General features: G+C 62.0%; 17 protein-coding genes and 2 tRNA genes. 6 read left to right on the top strand and 13 right to left on the bottom strand.

What is annotated here, in order from left to right; translation table 11 throughout:
• The first annotated feature begins 5 nt into the window (after positions 1-5).
• Together xth and FJ867_RS12380 are read left to right on the top strand one after the other, a co-directional pair.
• Entirely contained in the window at positions 6-800 is a 795-nt protein-coding gene (gene xth / locus FJ867_RS12385) for an exodeoxyribonuclease III (protein WP_140495757.1), read from the top strand.
• Positions 801-864: 64 nt separating this feature from the next.
• On the top strand, positions 865-1182 hold the full coding sequence (locus FJ867_RS12380) for a hypothetical protein (protein WP_140579767.1): 318 nt from the start codon (positions 865-867) through the stop codon (positions 1180-1182).
• A gap of 36 nt (positions 1183-1218) precedes the next feature.
• Here FJ867_RS12380 and FJ867_RS12375 read toward each other — a convergent pair whose 3' ends face one another.
• The 5 genes from FJ867_RS12375 to FJ867_RS12355 form a co-directional block, all read right to left on the bottom strand.
• Entirely contained in the window at positions 1219-2046 is an 828-nt protein-coding gene (locus FJ867_RS12375; protein ID WP_140517142.1) for a tetratricopeptide repeat protein, read from the bottom strand.
• Positions 2033-3757, bottom strand: coding sequence for a dihydroxy-acid dehydratase (gene ilvD / locus FJ867_RS12370; RefSeq protein ID WP_140817508.1), 1725 nt, complete (start codon positions 3755-3757; stop codon positions 2033-2035). Before ilvD ends, FJ867_RS12375 begins: the two co-directional genes overlap by 14 nt.
• A 307-nt stretch (positions 3758-4064) precedes the next feature.
• Positions 4065-5294: an OmpP1/FadL family transporter gene (locus tag FJ867_RS12365; RefSeq protein ID WP_140495753.1), complete on the bottom strand. Its 1230-nt coding sequence runs from the start codon at positions 5292-5294 to the stop codon at positions 4065-4067.
• Between the two features lie 359 nt (positions 5295-5653).
• Complete coding sequence (locus FJ867_RS12360) at positions 5654-8437, bottom strand: valine--tRNA ligase (RefSeq protein ID WP_140817506.1); 2784 nt, start codon at positions 8435-8437, stop codon at positions 5654-5656.
• 259 nt (positions 8438-8696) lie between these two features.
• Positions 8697-9194, bottom strand: coding sequence for a MarR family winged helix-turn-helix transcriptional regulator (locus tag FJ867_RS12355; RefSeq protein WP_140685892.1), 498 nt, complete (start codon positions 9192-9194; stop codon positions 8697-8699).
• Positions 9195-9237: 43 nt separating this feature from the next.
• Between FJ867_RS12355 and FJ867_RS12350 the strand changes: the two genes are divergently transcribed.
• Entirely contained in the window at positions 9238-10758 is a 1521-nt protein-coding gene (locus tag FJ867_RS12350) for an FAD-dependent oxidoreductase (protein WP_140817504.1), read from the top strand.
• A gap of 218 nt (positions 10759-10976) precedes the next feature.
• Here the strand turns inward: FJ867_RS12350 and FJ867_RS12345 are convergent, their stop codons facing one another.
• The 4 genes from FJ867_RS12345 to FJ867_RS12330 all read right to left on the bottom strand — a co-directional run bounded on the left by FJ867_RS12345 (position 10977) and on the right by FJ867_RS12330 (position 14456).
• Positions 10977-11807, bottom strand: a complete 831-nt coding sequence (locus tag FJ867_RS12345; protein ID WP_140495748.1) for a PopZ family protein — start codon at positions 11805-11807, stop codon at positions 10977-10979.
• Positions 11808-12065: 258 nt separating this feature from the next.
• Positions 12066-13445, bottom strand: a complete 1380-nt coding sequence (locus FJ867_RS12340; RefSeq protein WP_140639227.1) for a TolC family outer membrane protein — start codon at positions 13443-13445, stop codon at positions 12066-12068.
• A 178-nt stretch (positions 13446-13623) separates the two neighbouring features.
• Positions 13624-14292 carry a protein-L-isoaspartate O-methyltransferase gene (locus FJ867_RS12335; RefSeq protein ID WP_140495747.1) on the bottom strand — a complete coding sequence of 223 codons (669 nt, stop codon included), beginning with the start codon at positions 14290-14292 and terminating at the stop codon, positions 13624-13626.
• 90 nt (positions 14293-14382) lie between these two features.
• Positions 14383-14456 (bottom strand) — tRNA-Cys (locus tag FJ867_RS12330).
• 221 nt (positions 14457-14677) lie between these two features.
• On the opposite strand from FJ867_RS12330, the gene FJ867_RS12325 reads away from it, so the two are divergent.
• A complete protein-coding gene (locus FJ867_RS12325; protein ID WP_140495746.1) occupies positions 14678-14929 on the top strand; it encodes a hypothetical protein in 252 nt (83 codons plus the stop codon).
• A 55-nt stretch (positions 14930-14984) separates the two neighbouring features.
• Here FJ867_RS12325 and FJ867_RS12320 read toward each other — a convergent pair whose 3' ends face one another.
• Complete coding sequence (locus FJ867_RS12320) at positions 14985-15245, bottom strand: hypothetical protein (RefSeq protein ID WP_140495745.1); 261 nt, start codon at positions 15243-15245, stop codon at positions 14985-14987.
• Positions 15246-15465: 220 nt separating this feature from the next.
• On the opposite strand from FJ867_RS12320, the gene FJ867_RS12315 reads away from it, so the two are divergent.
• Positions 15466-15540, top strand: a tRNA-Asn gene (locus FJ867_RS12315).
• A 449-nt stretch (positions 15541-15989) separates the two neighbouring features.
• Here FJ867_RS12315 and FJ867_RS12310 read toward each other — a convergent pair.
• The 3 genes from FJ867_RS12310 to FJ867_RS12300 all read right to left on the bottom strand — a co-directional run bounded on the left by FJ867_RS12310 (position 15990) and on the right by FJ867_RS12300 (position 18260).
• Complete coding sequence (locus FJ867_RS12310; RefSeq protein WP_140495744.1) at positions 15990-16676, bottom strand: ABC transporter permease subunit; 687 nt, start codon at positions 16674-16676, stop codon at positions 15990-15992.
• 1 nt (position 16677) lies between these two features.
• Positions 16678-17400: an ABC transporter permease subunit gene (locus FJ867_RS12305; RefSeq protein WP_140517154.1), complete on the bottom strand. Its 723-nt coding sequence runs from the start codon at positions 17398-17400 to the stop codon at positions 16678-16680.
• Between the two features lie 74 nt (positions 17401-17474).
• Positions 17475-18260, bottom strand: coding sequence for a transporter substrate-binding domain-containing protein (locus tag FJ867_RS12300; protein WP_140495742.1), 786 nt, complete (start codon positions 18258-18260; stop codon positions 17475-17477).
• Positions 18261-18817: 557 nt separating this feature from the next.
• On the opposite strand from FJ867_RS12300, the gene FJ867_RS12295 reads away from it, so the two are divergent.
• Positions 18818-20113 (top strand): amidase, encoded by a 1296-nt coding sequence (locus FJ867_RS12295; protein ID WP_181168355.1) that lies wholly within the window; start codon positions 18818-18820, stop codon positions 20111-20113.
• Positions 20114-20186: the final 73 nt, after the last annotated feature.

Raw genomic sequence — 20186 nt, 5'->3', positions numbered from 1 at the left:
CCGCCATGAAGATCGTCACCTGGAACATCAACGGCATTCGCGCCCGCATCGGCAATCTCACCCATTGGCTGACCGAAAGCGCCCCCGACATCGTCTGCCTGCAGGAGATCAAGACGGTCGACGAGCAGTTCCCGCGCGCCGAGATCGAGGCGCTTGGCTACAATGTGGAAACCCACGGCCAGAAGGGTTTCAACGGCGTCGCCCTGCTGTCGAAATTGCGCTTCGACGAGGTCATCAGAGGTCTGCCCGGCGACGACGCCGACGAGCATGCGCGCTTCATCGAAGGCGTGTTCTCGACCGACAAGGGCGCATTGCGCGTCGCCTCGCTCTATCTGCCGAACGGCAATCCGATCGATGACGAGAGGAAATTCTCCTACAAGCTGTCCTGGATGGCACGGCTGGAGCGCTGGGCCGAGGAGCGGCTGAGGCTGGAGGAAGCCCTGGTGCTGGCCGGTGACTACAACGTCATTCCCGAACCTGTCGACGCGAAGTTCCCGGAGAACTGGCTGAATGATGCGCTCTTCCAGCCGCAGACGCGGCAGGCGTTCCGCAGGTTGAAAAATCTCGGCTTCACCGAAGCGGTGCGTTCGGTCACCGATGCGGGCGACACCTTCACCTTCTGGGACTACCAGGCCGGCGCCTGGCAGAAGAACAACGGCATCCGCATCGACCACCTGCTGCTGTCGCCCGAGGCCGCCAACCGGTTTTCATCGGCCTCGATCGAAAAGCATGTGCGCGCCTGGGAAAAACCGTCCGACCACGTGCCGGTGGCCATCGATCTCGATTTGCTGCCGGCCTGAGGGAGACCCCGGGCCCGCGCTGGACCTCGTATCGCCACAATCAGGCGCATGATGGGAGATCATCATGGCGGCTGGGGTTCCCATGACCATACGACTTGTCCTTTGTCCGATCGGCCTGGCATTCGCTGTCGCCGTCCCTGCGGCGGCTTTCGCCGCCGAGGAATGCCTTGCCAATGGAAAATCCTACCCGGTCGGCCAGGTCGCCTGTCTGACGATCGCCGACAAGAACCACCTCGCCCGCTGCGAGATGGTGCTCAACAACACCTCATGGACGAAAGTCGGGGACAGCTGCCCGCAAGACAGGCTGGCGCCGCACCGGCGGATGACGCCGATCTCGGCGCCGGCTCCCAGCATGGTGCCGGCGGAGCCGACCGAGAATTAATGTCTGATTAGCGATCTCCTCGTGGGGAGATCATCCTTACTGATCGGCGCTGTTGCCCTTGGTCAGGATGTCGTCAGCGAGCGAGATCGCTGTGCGGCGGTCGGCTTCGCCGGCGGCGGCAAAGGCCTCCTCCTGCATGCCGCGGATCCAGGGCTGGTCGGCGGGCGCCGCACGTTCGAGTGCTGCCGTCATCATCGCCAGGCCGCGCACGATCTTGCCGCTCTGGAACAACAGATGGCCAAGCGTCGCCTGCGCGCCGGCATGGCCTTTTTCGGCGGCGAGCTGGAACCAGCGCCCGGCCTGCTTGACGCTGGCCTTCACGCCGCCCTCGCCCTTCAGGAACATCTGCCCCATCTCGAACTGGGCATTCGGGTTGCGGTAGTTGGCGGCGGCGCGCATGTAATATTCCTGGGCCGCCACTTCGTTCTCGGTCACCGGGCTGCCGGGAATGCCCTTGCGCAGGTAGTCGCCCAGCGCCACCAGCGCGTCGGAAACGTAGCTTTCTTCCGGTGAGCCGGGCTCGACGTCCTGATCGACGATCTCCGAAAAGAACTTGAACGCCTCGTAATCGTCGCGCGCCACGCCGTCACCCTCGGCATACATGCGGGCAAGCTTCCAGGTAGCGCCGATCTGGCCGTTCTCGGCGGCGTATTTATAGGCCTCCGCGGCCTGTTCCTTGTGGCCGTTCTTGTAGGCGGAGAAACCGAACTGGAACACCGCCCAGGGGCTCGACTGCGGCTTCACGCCGGTCTTGTCGTCGAACACCTTGTCGTCGAAGGCCATGGCCTGGCCGACGGCGCCAAAGATCGCTAACGCGACCAGTGCCGGAAGGACAGACGACCTCAACAACTCAGATGTCCGCATAGCAGTGTGTTTCTTTCGCACCGCCCGGATGGGTGACCGCGCCGTCGCGGGCGGAACCTACCGTCTGTGCGTATTTCCATATCGCGCCGGACTGATAGTCGGTTGTGCGCGCCTTCCAACTCTTTGCCCTCGCAGCCAGTTCCCTATCGGACAACGCCACATCGATCGTGCCGTTCACGGCATCGATGGAGATCACATCGCCGTCCCGGATGAGGCCAATCGGACCGCCAACGGCGGCCTCGGGCCCGACATGGCCGATGCAGAAGCCGCGCGTCGCGCCCGAGAAACGGCCGTCTGTGATCAGCGCCACCTTGCCACCCATGCCCTGGCCGTAGAGTGCCGCCGTCGTCGACAGCATCTCGCGCATGCCAGGTCCGCCGCGCGGCCCTTCGTAGCGGATGACGAGAACTTCGCCTTCCCGGTAGTTGCGATGCGTCACCGCTTCGAAACATTCCTCTTCCGAATCGAAGCAGCGCGCCGGGCCGGAGAACTTCAACTCCGTCATGCCCGCGACCTTCACGATCGCGCCTTCGGGGGCAAGGTTTCCCTTCAAGCCCACGACACCGCCGGTTTGGGTAATAGGTCTGTCGGCCGGGCGGACCACATCCTGGTGTTCATTCCAGGCAATATGCTCCATATTTTCGGCCAAAGTGCGGCCAGTGACCGTCAGGCAATCGCCATGCAGGTAGCCGTGGTCGAGCAGCGTCTTCATCAACAGCGGAATGCCGCCGGCCTCGAACATGTCCTTGGCGACATATTTGCCGCCGGGCTTGAGGTCGGCGATGTATGGCGTCTTCTCGAAAATCCGGGCGACATCGAACAGGTCGAACTTGAAGCCGGCCTCATGCGCTATGGCCGGCAAATGCAGCGCCGCATTGGTCGAGCCGCCGGTGGCCGAAACCACCGTCGCCGCGTTCTCCAGTGCTTTCAGCGTGACGATGTCGCGCGGCCGGATGTTCCTGGCGATCAGTTCCATGATCTTTTCGCCGGAGGCGAAGTTGAAACGATCGCGCATTTCATAAGGCGCCGGCGCGCCGCAGGAATAGGGCAGTGCCAGGCCGATCGCCTCGGCCACGGTCGCCATCGTGTTGGCGGTGAACTGGGCGCCGCAGGAGCCGGCCGAGGGACAGGCGGCCTGCTCGATTTCAAGCAGTTCGGCATCGCCGATCGTGCCGACCGAGTGCTGGCCGACCGCTTCGAACACATCCTGCACGGTGATCTGGCGGCCGCGGTAGCTGCCGGGCAGGATTGAGCCGCCATAGATGAAGATCGACGGCACGTTGAGCCGCACCATGGCCATCATCATGCCGGGCAGCGACTTGTCGCAGCCGGCGAGCCCGACCAGCGCGTCGTAGCAATGGCCGCGCATGGTGAGCTCGACCGAATCGGCGATGACCTCGCGCGACACCAGCGACGACTTCATGCCCTGGTGGCCCATGGCGATGCCGTCGGTGACGGTGATGGTGCAGAATTCGCGCGGCGTGCCGTTGGCGGCCGCGACGCCCTTCTTGACCACTTGCGCCTGGCGCATCAGCGAAATGTTGCAGGGCGCCGCTTCGTTCCAGCAGGAGGCGACGCCGACCAGCGGCTGTGCGATCTCGGCCGCCGACAGGCCCATGGCATAGAGATAGGAGCGATGCGGCGCACGCGCCGGACCGACGGTCACATAGCGGCTGGGGAGCTTAGCCTTGGAGATGACTTTGGCGTCCATACTCTTCCTTGCCCCACATCTTCCTCGCAAGAGGGCGGTGCGGCCTGCTCCCATCGCCGAGCCTTTTGGCGCGTGTCCCGAGACAAGATCGAGGTGCGCCGGGTTTATGGCGGGAAATGGGCAATTTCGTCGGCCTGACTTCTAGCGCAGGGGTTGTTCAGAAAGTGTTGCCAAAACATCACAACGACACGAGGCGGAGCTGGTGCGGTTTATCTGCAACGCAGCCCTGGGGCCGACAGGCTCGGCCACAGCCCCGGAACGAAAAAGGCCGGGCATTGCCCGGCCTTTCATTTGATTTTACAGAGACTTAGAACTTGATCTTCACACCACCAGAGATCGCCGTGATCAGATCATTCCCGAAATCATAGCTGGCATCCTCGCCTGCAACATAGCCGTTCTCACCAGCCAATGTCCCCGAGTGGCCGCTGGTCAAAACGCCGACCGCTCCAGCGAGCCGCACTTCGATGTTGGGCTGCGGCGTATAGGCGACGCCGCCGCCCAGGGTCCACGTATCGGTCTGCGCACCATAGCCATGCGAGGTGCCACGATCCCAGGTCAATTGACCGGCGGCACTCCATTGATCATTGAACTTGTGGCCGATACCACCTGAAACGGTCCAGCCGTCACGATACATCAGGTCGAGCGACGTCACCTGACCCGGGCCGTTCGTGAAGCAAGCCGCCCCAGGCGCAATTGTTGGACAGATCGGAACGCTCTGCAGCACGCTCCAGTTGACCCACTTGATTGAGCCGAAGGCCAGCCAGTCAGGCGCAATACCGGACTGCAGTTTCAGTTCCAGCGAATCCGGCATCGACTCCTCTGCGCCATAGATCGGCCGAGAACCTCCAAGAATAGCTGGTAAGGTGAGTGTGCCCGAAATGTTGTCTAGCTTGACTTTCGAATTGTAGACCAAGCTGGCGCGGAGCGCGATATCAGGGATTTCGTAGGCAACGCCGGCGCGCCAGCCCCAACCGTTAGCCTCCAGATCGACACGACCAAGCAGCGGTTGTCCGAGGGGAGTAAAACCGACCAAGCTTTCCTTGAAGCCTGAAATGTCCTGATAGAACAACCCGCCGATAAAGCGGAGCTGGCCCTTGCCAGCATCAAACTTGTAGGAACAGGTGCCGGCGTAATTGTTGCTCTTGATATCGGTCTCGACGTTAGAAAGCGCTCCGTTCCACATACCTGGTGCGGTATGCGCGCCCCAAGGCTGCGAATAATCGACCATGCAGTCGACGCCCTGCACAACCTGGGCCTTCATTCCTATGCGCGGTACCCAATAGCCCTCGGCTCCGTCGGCCGAGGTACCAAGGCCGAGATTGGCTCCACCGGGACCACGCGCATTCTCGTACTTACGGTCCGGCATCACATAGGTCGCTTCCGCGTCCGTCGCGAACGGCGCCGGATCAAACAGCAGGTCGATATCGTAGCCGCCACGTTCCAGGCCGCCGGCATGTGCCGAGCTCATTGCCGTCCCCAGCAAAGCCAGCGAAAAGCACCCTGCCCCCAGCAGTGCTTTCAAACGCAGATTGTTCATGGATGTCCTCCCCGAATAGTCAGTGCATCCAGCTAGAACCAATTCGGGTTAACGGTGCAACAACGAATTCTTGGGGCGTACATGTACATGTCCACCGGACGCATTCCGGACAAAATGCAGACCAGCGCAGCGAGGCAGAAAAACGGTTCGCCGGGCGTGTCTCACTCAGAAAAACGGGAGAAAATCGGCCAAAAAGGCCAAAAATAATCAGTTTTGAGCAGTCGAATGCCCCATTGTTACATTATGGCAACAATGGGGCGAAAACTTCCGTTTACGTCAACATTAACGCTACGGAATGCCGGTTTCGAGGCAAAAAGCCACCCCATTTTAGAGGGCCCTAAAGTCTCCCGAATCTGCCCTCAACCCGCTTCGCGAACCCTGGCCAGCGCCACCGAAAGCTTGCCCTGCGCCTCGCGGTATTCGGCCAGCTTTTCACGCTCGGCTTCCACGATCTCGGCCGGCGCGCTGGCGACGAATCTTTCGTTCGACAGCTTCTTGTGCAGGCGTGCGATCTCCTCGGTCACCTTGGCCAGTTCTTTCTGCAAGCGCGCGGCCTCGGCGGCGAGATCGATCAGGCTGCCGAGCGGCAGGCAGACCGTTGCCTCGTTGAGCACGATCTGCGCCGAGCCCTTGGGTGCGGCGTCAACCTGCGAGATGTCGCCGACGCGCGCCAGCCGCTTGATCGCGGCGGCGTGGCGCTCCAGCCGTTCGCGGGTAAGCGTGTTGGCTCCGATCACCATCAGCGGCGCGATGGCTGCCGGCGGCACGTTCATTTCCGAACGCACGGAACGAATGCCGGAGACGAGATCAACCAGCCAGTTGATGTCGGCGGCCGCTTCAGCGTCCTCGAAATCCGGCGACGGCCACGCGGCATGGCAAAGCAGCGAAGCGCGCTCCTTGCCCTCGCCCGCGGTCTGCGCCCAAAGTTCCTCGGTCATGAACGGCATCATCGGATGCAGGAGCTTGTAGATTTCGTCGAGCACGAAGGCGACGCAGGCGCGGCTTTCGGCCTTGGCCGCCTCGTCCGTGCCCATGAACACCGGCTTCAGCAGCTCCAGATACCAGTCGCAGAACAGGTTCCAGACGAAGCGGTAGGCCGCCCCCGCCGCCTCGTTGAAGCGATATGAGGTGATGCCGTCCGTGACCTCTCGCGCGGCGCGCGTCAGCTCGGTCAGGATCCAGCGGTTGACCGCCAGCTTGGCGTCGTTCAGCCAGAAATCGTCGTTGCGCGCGACTTCGTTCATCTCGGCGAAGCGCGTCGCGTTCCAAAGCTTGGTGCCGAAATTGCGGTAGCCGGCAATGCGCGCCGGGTCGAGCTTCACGTCACGCCCCTGCGCCGCCATCACCGTCAGCGTGAAGCGCAGCGCGTCGGCGCCATATTCGTCGATGAGGTCGAGCGGGTCGACGACATTGCCTTTCGACTTCGACATCTTCTGCCCGTTCTTGTCGCGCACCAGCGCGTGCATGTAGACGGTGTGGAACGGCTCCTCGTCCATGAAGTGCAGGCCCATCATCATCATGCGCGCGACCCAGAAGAAGATCAGGTCGAAGCCGGTCACCAGCACGTCGGTCTGGTAGTAGGTTTTCAGCTCCGGCGTCTCATCCGGCCAGCCCAGCGTCGAGAACGGCCACAGCGCCGAGGAAAACCAGGTATCGAGCACGTCCTCGTCACGGGTCAGGATTTCGCCCGGCTGGAAATTCTCGAGCTTGTCCTCGACCCAGGCCTTCCAGGGTCCTTCGAGCGCCAGATAATATTCGATCGCGGCACTCAGCGCCTCTTCCTCCGTCTTCTCGACGAAGACGCGCCCGTCCGGCCCATACCATGCCGGAATCTGGTGGCCCCACCAAAGCTGGCGCGAGATGCACCAGGGTTCAATGTTCTCCATCCACTGGAAGTACGTCTTTTCCCAATTCGCGGGTATGATCTTGGTACGCCCCTCGCGCACCGAGGCGATCGCCGGCTTGGCCAGTTCGGCGGCGTTTGCATACCACTGCTCGGTCAGGAACGGCTCGATCGGCACGCCGCCGCGATCGCCATGCGGCACGGCGTGGCGATGCGGCTCGACCTTGTCGAGGAAGCCGCCTTCTTCCATCAATTCGACGATCCTCTTGCGCGCGACAAAGCGGTCAAGGCCGTTGAGTTCATCCCAGACGGCTTGGCGCTCCGGCGTCACCTCGAGCCCGGCGAGGAAATCCTCGTTGTCGCTGAGGTTTACCGCCGCCTCGACGGTGAGGATATTGATCGCCGGCAGCTTGTGGCGCTTGCCGACCTCGAAGTCGTTGAAGTCATGCGCCGGCGTTATCTTGACCGCGCCAGAGCCCTTCTCGGGGTCGGAATACTCATCCGCCACCACGGGAATCTTGCGGCCGACGATCGGCAGGACGACATTCTTGCCGACCAGGTGCCGGAAGCGCTCGTCGTCCGGATGCACGGCGACGGCCGTATCGCCCAGCATCGTCTCGGGGCGCGTCGTCGCCACGATGATGAAGGTCTTCGGGTTTTCCGGATCGAAGGCCACGCCTTCGACGGGATAGCGGAAGTGCCAGAGATTGCCGTTGACCTCCTGCTGCTCGACCTCGAGATCGGAGATCGCGGTGAGCAGCTTGGGATCCCAGTTCACAAGGCGCTTGTCCTTGTAGATCAGGCCTTCCTTGTAGAGCGTGACGAACACTTCGAGCACGGCCTTGGACAGGCCTTCGTCCATGGTGAAGCGTTCGCGCGACCAGTCGGCCGAGGCGCCGAGCCGCTTCAGCTGGTTGAGGATCGCGCCCCCGGATTCGGCTTTCCACTCCCACACTTTCTCGATGAACTGTTCACGGGTGAGGTCGCGGCGATGGATCTGCTTTTCCATCAACTGCCGCTCGACCACCATCTGCGTGGCGATGCCGGCATGGTCCATGCCCGGCTGCCACAGCACGTTCTTGCCGCGCATGCGCTCGAAGCGAACAAGAATATCCTGCAACGTGTTGTTGAGCGCGTGCCCCATATGCAGCGAGCCGGTGACGTTGGGCGGCGGGATGACGATGGTGAAGGCCTCGGCCCCCTCCTCGGCGCCGGCGCCGGCGCGAAACGCGTCGGCCTCTTCCCACACCTTGGCAATCTTCGGTTCGACGGTTTTGGCGTCGTAGGTCTTTTCAAGCATGGGAAAATGGTCCGCGCTGTCGGATTTTTGCTGGTCCGGTGTAAATCGGAAGGCTCTGACCGAGTCAACCGTAGGGGCCGCCTCGGCAACCGGCACAACAGAAAGAGGATCACCGTTCAGATAGTGTCTGTCCCGTATGCGACAATCCCTGGTGGCGTCGGCACTGTCACCGGCTCCAGCCGGAGAGGCATTGCACGCCTACGCCGCCCAATCCCAAATGCCAGCTCGGGTCGTACGAAACGAGGAATAGTGCGACGTCTCAGGACGCGCTGGAGTCCTCTGGTTTTTCTTTCAAAGCTTCGGCGAACTTGCGCATAAGCCGCACGAGTTCGTCGATGTCGTGTGCGTCCCAGCTTTCGAAAACGGCGCGAGCGTTTCTCTCTCGTGCCGCGTCGATCTTGTCGGTCATCGCCTTGCCCTTTGGCGTGACGACAGCCTCATTCACGCGGCGATCTGTCTCGCTCTGCCGGCGCACGGCCAGGCCAAGGCTTTCGAGCTTCGCCACCTGACGGCTGACAGTGGTGTAATCGCGGCCAGCCCGGTCGGCGAGGTCCACTATCCCGATCGGCCCAAGCCGCTCTATCCCGACCAGCAGAGGAAACAGTGCGCGGTCGAGCGCAATTCCGGCCTCCTTTACCATCTGCTCATCGCGCTGAGGCTGGTTCATAAGGCTGGCAATCTCGATCAGCGCTCCGTGGAGTTCACGAATCTGATGACTCCCAATATGTGTATTTTTCACGCTTTTCATTGACAGCACTCCGACTCTCAATTATGTGCATTTTACACACAAGGAGATCGACATGACAAACGGTTTTGCGGCAGATGTGCTCATCTGCGGCGCAGGAGCGGCTGGCCTGACGCTGGGGATCGAGCTTGCACGGCGCGGTATATCCTTCCAGCTCATTGAGAAGATGAGCGAACCCTTCCGTGGCTCGCGCGGCAAGGGCATCCAGCCGAGGACACAGGAGATTTTCGAAGATCTTGGCATTCTCGACAGGGTCGTTGCCGCAGGCGGCGTCTATCCGCCGATGCGCGTGTATGGCGATGACGGCAGCTATATCGAAAAGGACACCGGCGAGCGCCCCGATCCGACCCCGGCAGAGCCTTACGCCATCGCGCTAATGATTCCGCAATTCCTCACCGAGCGGATCATGCGAGAGCGGCTGGCAGAACTAGGCCATAGGGTCGAGTACGGATGTGAGTTGGTTGGGTTCGAGCAAGGTGAGAACGGTGTCATGGCACGTCTTGCGGGGCCGAATGGCGAGCAAACCGTTCGCGCACGCTATCTTGTCGGGGCGGACGGCGGGCACAGCTTCGTGCGCGGCGCGCTCGGCTTGAATTTCCCCGGCAAGACGCTGGGCGTGCGTGCGGTCGTGGCGGATGTGCTGTTGACCGGGCTGGACCGCGATGCGTGGCACCAGTTCAACGACGGTGACATGGAGCGAATGGTCGCGATTTGCCCGCTCGCCGGAACCGATCTCTTCCAGATTCAGGCACCCATTCCGCTGGACGGCGAAGTGGACCTCTCAGCAGAACAGCTGGGGCGCTTGATTAATGAGCGGACCGGCCGCGGCGACGTGCGGGTGGATTCGGTCGCCTGGGCGTCGGCCTACCTGATGAACGCCCGGCTTGCCGATCGCTACCGGGTCGATCGGGTATTCCTCGTTGGCGATGCAGCTCATATCCATCCGCCAACCGGCGGCCAGGGCCTGAACACCAGCGTGCAGGATGCCTATAATCTGGGCTGGAAACTTGCCGCCGTCCTCGACGGCGCGGATGATTGCCTGCTCGACACCTATGAGCAGGAACGACGTCCGGTCGCAGAATCGGTTCTCGGCCTTTCGACCCGGCTGCTCGACGCCCAGAAACAGGGTGGAATGCACCGCGGCCGCGAGGTGCGCCAGCTCGATATCGCCTATCCGGAATCGCCGCTCTCCAGGGAAATGGCCGAACGCAGCAGCGGCCCGCATGCGGGGGACCGCGCGCCGGATGCCCAAATCAGGGGCGCGGCGGGGCAACCATGGCGACTGTTCCAATTGCTGCAAGGGCCGCATTGGACACTGCTTGTTCATCAAGCCGGGAGAGAGACGGTTGGGCCACTCAAGGGGCTGCATGTCCACCACATCGGCCCGCAAGGCGATGTCATCGATGCCTGGGGACACCTTCGCGATGCTTATGCACTGGCACCGGGCGAGTGTGTGCTGATCCGGCCGGACGGATATATCGGTGTGATGGCGATTCTTGATGCAGACCGAACCGCGAAGCTCGAAACCTATTTGGCCCGCATGGGCCTAGTCCAACCCGGAGAAGACCCGAAATGACTGCCGAGATATGTTCGAACAATGAGGCTGGCGGGCTCTATGCTTGGGTCGGGCCTATATGAAGCGTGGAGCGGCGTGGTCGTGGCAATCGCCATCATCGGAGCTATTATTGCGGCCACCGCCTCCTTCGACGTGCCGATCCTGAGATTACCGTGCCTGCGCCAGGGTGAAGGCGCAGCGGTGTCCAACTAGCCACCTAAGGCGACCCGGGAAAATCATTACGCGCCGCGCGCCACGCGCTCGATCTCCTCGCGCACCAGGCGCTCGACCAGCGTTGGCAGGTTGTTGTCCAGCCAGTCCTGCAGCATCGGCCGCAGCATCTCCTCGGCCATCTCGTCGAATGTCTTCTTGCTGCGGCTGGCAAAGGCGTCGGAGAGTTCGCCAAAGGCCGCGGCGACCTGCCGGCCCGTATGCTCGGAAAGGATTGCCGGACGGGCCGCAGGCGTTTCATCCGCCGCCTTGCGCGCCTCGTCGGTGCTCGCCGGGGCGGCGATCGAAGGGGTCCGCTCGAACGCCGGCTCCGGCATCGGCTCGTCCACCGGCGCTTCGGGCTGGACAACCGGCTTGCGAATGCCTGGTATCGCCTTCGCCTGCTCGCCGACCGCTGCGATCTCGCGGCGCCAATCGGCGACGATGGCATCGCTTGCCGCGCCGGCCTCGGGCGTCGCGGGCCTGTCGGTCCTTTCGGCGGGCAGCGGCTCGGCGGCGATCCGGGCGCTCACCTCGGCAAGCGTCATCGACGCCCTTGGTGCCACGGGATCGGTTCGCTCCGGCGCTTCCATGCGCGCGACCGTTGGTTCGGCCGCCGATGTCTGTGCCTGCACCTCCGCCAGCGTGACCGGCTTCCTGACCTCGGGAGCGGCATGCAATTCGGCGCGGAACGCATCGACGTCGGGAGCAGCGCCCGCCGCCGGCTTCAGATCCTGCCGCAAGTCATCGGCATCGTCCGGCTGCTTGCGGCCGCTGTCGCTGTCCTCGATGATCCTCCTGATGGAAGCCAGTATCTCTTCCATGGAAGGTTCGCGCTGTGCGCTGCTTGCCGTTGCCATCGTCACATCCGCCGCCCTTGTGACCTGTTACAGACTTCCGCTCCGGTAAACGCCGGATTCGAATCATGGCGACAGCGTAACCGACGGAGCGCCGTACGAGAATCCCCATTCTGGGGACATGTGGGATTTCAACAGATTAGCGCAATTCGTCGGAAAGCATGTGACGGGTTGCCGGCGCAGTTGCGCAAACAATGAAGCGACCCGACGTTTCGATCGAACGCCGGGTCGCTTCGAGAGAACTACTCGAATCTGTGGAGTTTAGCGGCCATCCGGCGTGCGCAGGCCGATCCACTTGTCCTTGACGGCATTGTAGTGCTCTTCAGGCCTGTACTTCGTCGCCTGCAGCGCAAGGCGCTCGGCCGAGAGGCGGCCGATCGCCGACAGGATGGCATAACTTGCCACCACAACGTCGTGCTCGGAATTTGCCTGGTTGATCTTGGCGGTGATGACGGTGGCCTGCGCGTTGAGCACATCCAGCGTGGTGCGCTGGCCGACATTGCGTTCCTCGATGACACCGTTCAGCGCCAGTTGAGCGGCGTCGATGACCTGCCTGTTGGCGGCGACGCTCTGCTGCGCGGCGGTGTATTGCGACCACGCCGAGGCGACGGCCTGGCGCACCTGGTCGCGGCTGACGTCGACCTGGATGCGGGCCTCGCCAAGCGATTCCTTGTTCTGTCGCACGACCGCCGAGGTGCGGCCGCCCGAATAGATCGGGATCGTCAGTGTCGCACCGATGTTGGCCGAGGTCGAACCGCCGTTGCTCCCCTGGAGGTCGGGATTGCGATGCAGATAATCCTCCGAAATGCCGGCCGATGCGGAAAGCTGCGGCAGCAATGCGCCCTCGGACGACTTCACCGAAAACGCGGCCGCATCGACCAGATGCTGGGTGGCGAGGATCGCCGGATGCTCGGCCGAGGCGATGGCTATCGCCGAATCGAGGCTCGGCGGCAGCAGCCTGGCCAATGGCGAGGCAGGCCTGAGCTTGCCCGGCTCGTCACCGACGATCTGGTGATAGCTCGCCGCACTTGCCAGCGCCTGCGCGCGGGCGGCGCTGAGCGACGCCACGGCGGAAGCGCGCGACGCATCGGCCTGCGCAACGTCGGTGCGCGTGCCTTCGCCGACCTCGAACCGCGAGCGCGCGGCGCGCGCCTGCTCGGTCAGGAACTGCAGATTCTGCTCCGTCAGCACCGCGATCTGCCGGTCGCGAATCACGTCCATATAGGCCGTGGCCGCGCTCAACAGCGTGTTCTCCTCGGTGTTGCGCAGGCTTTCGACGGATGCCTTGACCCGCGATTCGGCTGCCGCCACATTGTTTCTCGTCTGGAAGCCGTCGAACAGGCTCTGGTTTATGACGATGCCCACACTGGCCGACCCCGTCTTGACGTTGGCGCCGCTGGCACGGGTATTCACATAATTCGTGTCGGCCGTCCCGGTGATGGTCGGGCGCCAGCCGGACTTAGCGATGGCCACGCTCTCATCGGTGACGCGTACGCCGGCTCGGGAGGCATTCAGCGAGGAATTGTATTGATAGGCCTTTGCAAGCGCGCCGGAGATGGTTTCGGCCGAGGCGGCCAGCGGGGAAAGCGCGGTCGCCGAAACGAGGACGGCGGTGAAAAGTGACTTGCGTAGAGACGGCACCATTAAACCCTCATTCGTTTTCCATGGGAACCACGCCGCACCGGCTTCTCCTTAGAGAACCGGAGCGGCGTGTCAGAATGTTCCCTGTCGCTCGGCCCAAAGTGCCCCCATTGGGATCAGCAACGATTGTTCAAATGCAAGCGACCATGACAAAGCCTCTGCTGCAAGGCCAAATCATTCAGAATTCGAAAGCATGCTCACGTTCGAACCCGGGTAGTGGCTTAATTGCCGCATTAAATGCCCGTCTACCGGTTACAACCCCCCCTGCTTTGAAAAAAAGCCGCGCCACGCCAGAATTGCCCTGCCCTTCGACCGCGACGAGGCGGCCGCCTTCGGCGAGCTGGTCGAGCAGCGCCGCCGGCACTTTGCCGACGCTGCCGCCGACGAAGACGACATCGTAGGGCGCCTTGGCCGCATATCCCTGCGGCAGCGGGCCCTGGACCACGGTCACATTGCCGCAGCCCAGCGATGAGAGCACCGACTTTGCGGTTTCGGCCAGCGCCGAATCGCTTTCAAGCGCCACCACGGAGCCCGCCAGTCGCGACAGGATGGCCGAGGCATAGCCGGTGCCGCAGCCGACATCGAGGACCGAATCAGCCTGACTGATCTCGGCCAGTTGCATCAGCTTGGCCAGCGGCGAAGGCTCCATCAGATATCGCGCGCCGCCGGGGCCGTCCGCGATGCGGATGTCTTCGTCGATGTAGGCGAGATTGCGCTGGCGTTCGTCGACGAAAAGCTCGCGGGGCACGGAAAGCATGGCGTCGAGCAGCGGCGTGCTGGTCACGTCGGTGGTGCGGATCTGGCCATCGACCATCTTGACGCGAAGCTCGGAGAAATCAGCGCTCATGTCCCAACCAATCCGCTTGCCGCGCCACATCGCGGTTCATTTAGACGGGAACGGCGAGCTCCCTGCGCTGACGCGCGGGAGCCCGGAGATTGGAGGCCTCGCCCGGAATCGAACCGGGGTGCAAGGATTTGCAGTCCTCTGCGTAACCACTCCGCCACGAGGCCTCGTTACTCCCGGCGTTCCACCCGGTTCCAATAGGTTGCGGCGAAAAAGCCGTCAAGCGGCGACAATGCATTCGCGACGGTTTCGCCTGCGCCAGTCCCCGCACCCCGCCCTAAATGCGAGACAGGGCGGTTCGAGCTGCGTTAGCAAGCCGTTAAGCATGGCGGATGATTGGGAGAAACTCCGCGCACCGGGCTGCGTTGAGGCCGAGGAGGACTGCGCCATGCAGCTGGCCAAACCGGACGAGTCGACCAACAACGCGGACAGCTCGCCGCTGCTGGGGTGCGAGGAGCTGGTGCGCTACGCCATGGATTGCCTCAAGATAGAAGGCACCGGCCGGCTTTCACCGCGCGACCGCGCGCGCCTTGCCTCGGCTTCCGCCGTCCTGAAGGAAATCAGCGAGGATCTGAGAGCAGGCCAGCAGGACGCCCCGGAGGAGGCGAGCACTGGAACGCAGGATAGCGCTGCGATTTGATTCGGGCCCCAAAGGCCGCCGCGACGAAGCCGGGCAAGGTCCCCGGCGTGGCCGATCAATCCGGCCGGCGCCGCCGTTCCCACCAGACGACGAACCGGCGCCGATGGCGGCGCACCATGGCGAATTCGTAGGAGAGCACCAAAAGTCCGAGCGGCACCATCCAGAAACCGAGAATCGGCAAGAACCCCAGAATGCCGCCAATCGTCAAAAGCACGCCGATTGCAATCCTGAGGCCGCGCGAACGCGGCATGGTGAACTTGCGCCCGAAGACCGATATCTTTCGCGCCGGTGCCTGGTTTTCTTCTGCTGCCGTCATCTCGAATGGCTGGTCCGTCTGGTGGTTTGAGGATGTCACTTGACGAAAGCCGCGACCGCGCATTCGGTTCCGCGCCCTCGCAAGACGGCTAATATGAGGACGAACGCCGCCGATTGCGAGAAACGCCTGAGCGAAAAAGTCTCGGAAAAATGCGAAATGGTTCTTTGCAAAGCCGAAAAGGGTTTGCTATAGGCTGCGCCACTCGCATGAGAGCCTCTGTTCCCCGGTAGCTCAGTGGTAGAGCAACCGGCTGTTAACCGGTTGGTCGCTGGTTCGAATCCGGCCCGGGGAGCCACTTAATCCAGAAAAGTCTTTAAACCCAAGCACTGCAAGGGTTTCCGCCTCCCAGAGGTACACTGCGCGGTACACTGGGCTATGACGATCGGCGTGAACCACATTCAGAAGCGCGGCAAGGCCGGATGGGGCTACAGGCGCAAAATCCCTGGAGAACTTTGGACCATTTTGGGCACGCGAGAACACCTCGTGCCGCTTGGTGCCACTTACCAGGAGGCGCTAAAGAAATACCCTGCGGTTCATGCAGAGGCCGAGAAGTTTTTTGTCCGACGCGGTCAAGCGCGCCAACTGCCCCGACAGCGTGGGATCAGTTCCGCGACGAAATAGCCGCTGCTGGCAAAATGGGATTTGGCGAGGTCATCGAAGCGGCGCGATCCTATGGCGAATTCGGCGTGGCCTGAAGATCACGTCGCCTTCCACGCAGCGGCTCGATATGCCGATCCGTTCCGCTCAATGTCGTCGAGCAAGCCGTCTCTCGAAGAAACCAAAGCCGATAGTGATCAATGCCGCCAGCAGGAAATATCCTAGCGCGGCGGCGAACAGAGGCTCGTAGACCCGAAATGTCTGCGCGCGAACGAGGTTCGCCGCACCCATGAGTTCGAACACCGTGATCGTCGACGCCAGTGCGGTCCCCTTCAAAAGCAGGATGTTCTGGCCGCCGATCGCCGGCAAAGCCAACCTGAAAGCCTGCGGGAGAAGGACGGAAATCATGATCCGTGTTTTCGACAGGCCAAGCGATTGGCCGGCCTCACGCTGCCCTTCTGGAATGGCCTGTATCGCCCCTCTCCAAATCTCGCCACAGTAGGCCGCGGTGTTCAGGGAAAGGGTAAAAAACGCATAGAAGTCCGCGCCTCGCAAAATGGGCCAGAGCGGGCTGTAGCGGATCGAGGGGATCCCCGAGAGAATTTGGCCGATACCGAAGTAGCAGAGGTAAAGCTGGACCAGGAGCGGGGTCCCCCGGAACGCGAGGATAAACGCAACCGCTGGATATCGCAGCCATTTGCTGTTGGATAGCCGGGCCAGTGCAACCGGGATGGCAAGCAAATTGCCGACCACCGCACAGCCGAGGAACAGGATTATGGTGACCTGGACGCCGGCCAGAAGCTGATTGGCAAGGTAGGCTCCAAACTCAGTCACGCTAGCCCCGCCTCCCGCCACGGACGGTGGCTGTTTCGAGGGCATGGAAAAGCATCGCCGATATGCCGGACATGGCGAGGAACACGAACGCGATCGCGCAATAGAACATGAAGTAATCGCGCGTCGCGCCGGCAGCCATCTTGCCGGCGAGAACGAGCTCGGTAAAACCGATCAGGCTGACCAGTGAGCTTTCCTTCAAGACGACCAGCCACAAATTGCCAAGCCCCGGCAAGGCCAAGGGGACCATTTGCGGCACGGTCACCAGGAAGAAGGTCTGGCGCCGTGTCAGACCGAGTGAATAGGCTGCCTCGACCTGACCTCGCGGGATGGCCACGATCGCGCCACGCAGGACCTCCGTGCTGTAGCCGCCTTGAACGATCCCAAGCGACAGGGTCGCGGCGACAAACCCATTGACCTGGAATTCGGAAGTCAGTCCCGCCAGGCTCACGGCCCATCGCAACGCGTCCGTCGCGGTATAGTAGACGAGGAATATGATGAGAATGTCCGGTACGGACCGGATGATTGTCGTATAGGCAACGGCTGCGGAGACCGCCACGCGGTTCTTCGAGATCTTGGCCACCGCACCCATGAGGCCGAGGGTCAGGCCCACGAGATAGGCGCTGATCGAAATTCCAAGGCTCAGGCAAGCGCCAAGAAGCAATTCGTCGCCCCAGCCCTTGTCCCCGAAGCTGAGCAGGGTTGCCCAAGACACGGTCGAGTTCATACAGCGCGTTCCAGTTCAATGAAGATGGCGACGGCCGCCCCGGGCCGGCCGTCCCCCGGGCCTGAACCAGATGATCAATCGCCGTAAATGTTGAAATCGAAATAGCGCTTGGTGATCGTCTCGTACTCGCCGCTGGCGCGCACCGCCTTGAGTGCTGCATTGAGGCGGTCCCTCAGAGCGGTGTCTTCCTTGCGCAGGCCGCCGCCGTCGCCGTATCCAAACATTTTCTCATGCGGCAGCGTCACCTTGATTTCATAAGCTTGGCCCTCCGGCTTCTTCAAGAAATCCTGGATCTGGATGCCTGCCGCAGCCATGAGATCCACGCGTCCGGCCTGGATGTCCGCGATTTCGTCATCGAGTGTTGGATAGATCTTCACTTCGGCAATGCCGTTGAACTTATCCTGCATGTAGGTCGCCTGCAGGCTGGCACTCTGTGCCGCGACCGCAATCCCCTTGAATGTCTCCGGCTTGGTCACGTCGAACTGCCGCGTATCCGCCTTGGCGCCGACAAGCACGTTGGGCGAATAGTAGTACTTGTCGGTGAAATCGATCACCTCCTTGCGCTTGTCCGTGATCGACATCGAGCTCCAGATGACGTCGAACTTCTTGGCCAACAGCGCGGGAATGATGCCGTCCCAGGCGATATCGACGATCTCACATTTCGCCTTCATCTCTTTGCAAACGGCATTCATCAGGTCGATTTCCCAGCCCTGCCAGGTGCCGCTGGCATCCTTGACGGAGAAAGGCGGGTATGGCTCCGCGGCGACACCGAAACGGATGACATCGTCGGCCGCCGACGATGAATTGGCGGCGCCAAATACCGCCACGATCAGTGACAAGGCGAGTGCAAGCTTTTTCATGATTGTTCCCCTTTTTGTTTATGTGGATTTGTATCTTCCGCAATGATGATGCTGGTAGCCGGGCATCTGCCGATCTTTCGACGTCGGCCCGTGGCCAGCCGGCAGCATCGAGCATCGTGGACTGGTTCGGATGTCGGCGATGCGAACTTGGCCATTCGGCTCAGTCGACCTTCTTTCAGGGCGGTGTTTGAAAACGCTAACAGTTCAAATGATCTCGATCTAATGCCCCCTGCCGTGCGGTTCATCACCAATAGTTATGACAGCGATAGCCCCTTCGAGTGACGCAGTCCGGCGACCGGCAAACGATCGCCGCTCGTTGATCCGCGCGTGCGAGGACAGGGCTGAATTGAACGGTTCACGACGCCGCCATTGATCGCGACTATGAGTTTTCAGCGATAGTCCCGCGTCCACGGGAATAAGCTCGCGACTGTCCACCAAATTTCTGATGTGGCATCGTCGGCCGGTTCCGGGATGGCCGGCCGCAATGCAGTCGGCCCGCGGCCCGTTCGCTCTAAGGTGGTCACATGAATAGCAGCCCTTGCCGGTCCATCGAGGAGATGAGCGAAAAGATCGCTGCCGGCCTCTCGCCCGTGGAAATCATGGAGGGCTGCCTCGAGCGCATCCAGGAGCTGAATGAACACATCAAGGCGATGATATTCGTGGCCGAAGCTGATGCGCTGGACGCCGCGCTTCAGGCCACACGCGAAATCAGATCCGGTCACAGGCGCGGTCCGCTGCATGGCGTGCCGATCGCGGTCAAAGACGTTATCGATGTCGAGGATTGGCCGACAACGGCTGGCTCCCGGTTGTTTCGGGATCACGTGGCGACGGAAACGGCAACATGCATTGCCAATCTTCAGGCGGCCGGCGCCATCATCATCGGCAAGACGAACCTGCACGAACTGTGCGTCGGCGGTCATGACAACCCTTGGTTCGGCAAGGTCGCCAACCCGCTTGATCCGGACCGTGGGACAGGTGGCACGAGCAGCGGGTCGGCCGCAGCGGTCGCAGCCGGTTTTTGCCTGGCAGCGGTTGGCACGGACAGCGGCGGGTCAAACCGATCCCCGGCTGCTGCTACCGGCTTGTTCGGTTACAAGCCGACGAATGATCTGATCGCCGTGGAGGGCGTCATGAGCATAGCGCGTTCGCTGGACTGCGTCGGCGTTCTTGCACGCTCGGTCAGGGACGTTCGCCTGGTGACCGAGGCGCTTGCCGGAAAACGGCTCGCCCCGTCGGCAAGCGGGGGCAGCAAAACGACAACGGGCATCACGATCGGCATCTGCCCCGAACTGCTTGGCGCTCACGTCGACACGTCAGTCGATATCGCGTTGGCTACCATGCTCAATCGTCCTGAAGTGCGCACGGTCGAGATCACCTTCGACGACAGGGAGGCGTTCGTTGCCGCGGGACTGACAATCCTCCAATGTGAGTTCGCGCGAATCTACCGCAATGCAATCGAGCAGAAGCCGGACATGGTCGGCGACGCGGTTCACTCATTCCTGCAGGGCGGCATTCGCATCCATGCCGGCGCCTATGATAGCGCCATCGAAATCCGTAACGGCGTGCGAGGCCGGTTTCTGGAGAAAATCGCGGGCCTGGACGCTTTTGCCATTCCTACGGCGCCTGGATCGGCGCCGCGGCTTTCCGACGAACTTACCGAGGTGAATGGGGAAATGGTGCCGTGGGGACTGGCCGGCGGCCGCTTCCGCCGCTGGGCAAATATGCTTGGCATGCCGGCGTTGGCTATTCCTTTGCCGGTTCCTGACGGGCTTCCGGTGTCGGTGCAACTGGCCGCAGGTCCGGGTCAGGACGCCGGTTTGCTCGATCTCGCCGAAATGTTGACAAGCAACTGAAATCAGTTCCGCCAAATCGCTGAAAGTTCATAACCTCCAGGAATAAACTTCCTTCGCGCGCCTCTTGGAACAT

Origin of the sequence: Mesorhizobium sp. B2-5-3 (assembly GCF_006441005.1) — a bacterium.
GTDB lineage: Bacteria > Pseudomonadota > Alphaproteobacteria > Rhizobiales > Rhizobiaceae > Mesorhizobium.
The sequence above is the reverse complement of the archived record's forward strand: the minus strand, read 5'-3'. Positions and strand labels throughout refer to the sequence as shown.

Excerpts from the sequence above, each read along its gene's own strand:
- xth (WP_140495757.1), top strand. The coding sequence starts at position 6 with ATGAAGATCGTCACCTGGAACATCAACGGCATTCGCGCCCGCATCGGC.
- FJ867_RS12380 (WP_140579767.1), top strand. The coding sequence starts at position 865 with ATGGCGGCTGGGGTTCCCATGACCATACGACTTGTCCTTTGTCCGATC.
- FJ867_RS12375 (WP_140517142.1), bottom strand. The coding sequence starts at position 2,046 with ATGCGGACATCTGAGTTGTTGAGGTCGTCTGTCCTTCCGGCACTGGTC.
- ilvD (WP_140817508.1), bottom strand. The coding sequence starts at position 3,757 with ATGGACGCCAAAGTCATCTCCAAGGCTAAGCTCCCCAGCCGCTATGTG.
- FJ867_RS12365 (WP_140495753.1), bottom strand. The coding sequence starts at position 5,294 with ATGAACAATCTGCGTTTGAAAGCACTGCTGGGGGCAGGGTGCTTTTCG.
- FJ867_RS12360 (WP_140817506.1), bottom strand. The coding sequence starts at position 8,437 with ATGCTTGAAAAGACCTACGACGCCAAAACCGTCGAACCGAAGATTGCC.
- FJ867_RS12350 (WP_140817504.1), top strand. The coding sequence starts at position 9,238 with ATGACAAACGGTTTTGCGGCAGATGTGCTCATCTGCGGCGCAGGAGCG.
- FJ867_RS12345 (WP_140495748.1), bottom strand. The coding sequence starts at position 11,807 with ATGGCAACGGCAAGCAGCGCACAGCGCGAACCTTCCATGGAAGAGATA.
- FJ867_RS12335 (WP_140495747.1), bottom strand. The coding sequence starts at position 14,292 with ATGAGCGCTGATTTCTCCGAGCTTCGCGTCAAGATGGTCGATGGCCAG.
- FJ867_RS12325 (WP_140495746.1), top strand. The coding sequence starts at position 14,678 with ATGCAGCTGGCCAAACCGGACGAGTCGACCAACAACGCGGACAGCTCG.
- FJ867_RS12320 (WP_140495745.1), bottom strand. The coding sequence starts at position 15,245 with ATGACGGCAGCAGAAGAAAACCAGGCACCGGCGCGAAAGATATCGGTC.
- FJ867_RS12305 (WP_140517154.1), bottom strand. The coding sequence starts at position 17,400 with ATGAACTCGACCGTGTCTTGGGCAACCCTGCTCAGCTTCGGGGACAAG.
- FJ867_RS12300 (WP_140495742.1), bottom strand. The coding sequence starts at position 18,260 with ATGAAAAAGCTTGCACTCGCCTTGTCACTGATCGTGGCGGTATTTGGC.
- FJ867_RS12295 (WP_181168355.1), top strand. The coding sequence starts at position 18,818 with ATGAGCGAAAAGATCGCTGCCGGCCTCTCGCCCGTGGAAATCATGGAG.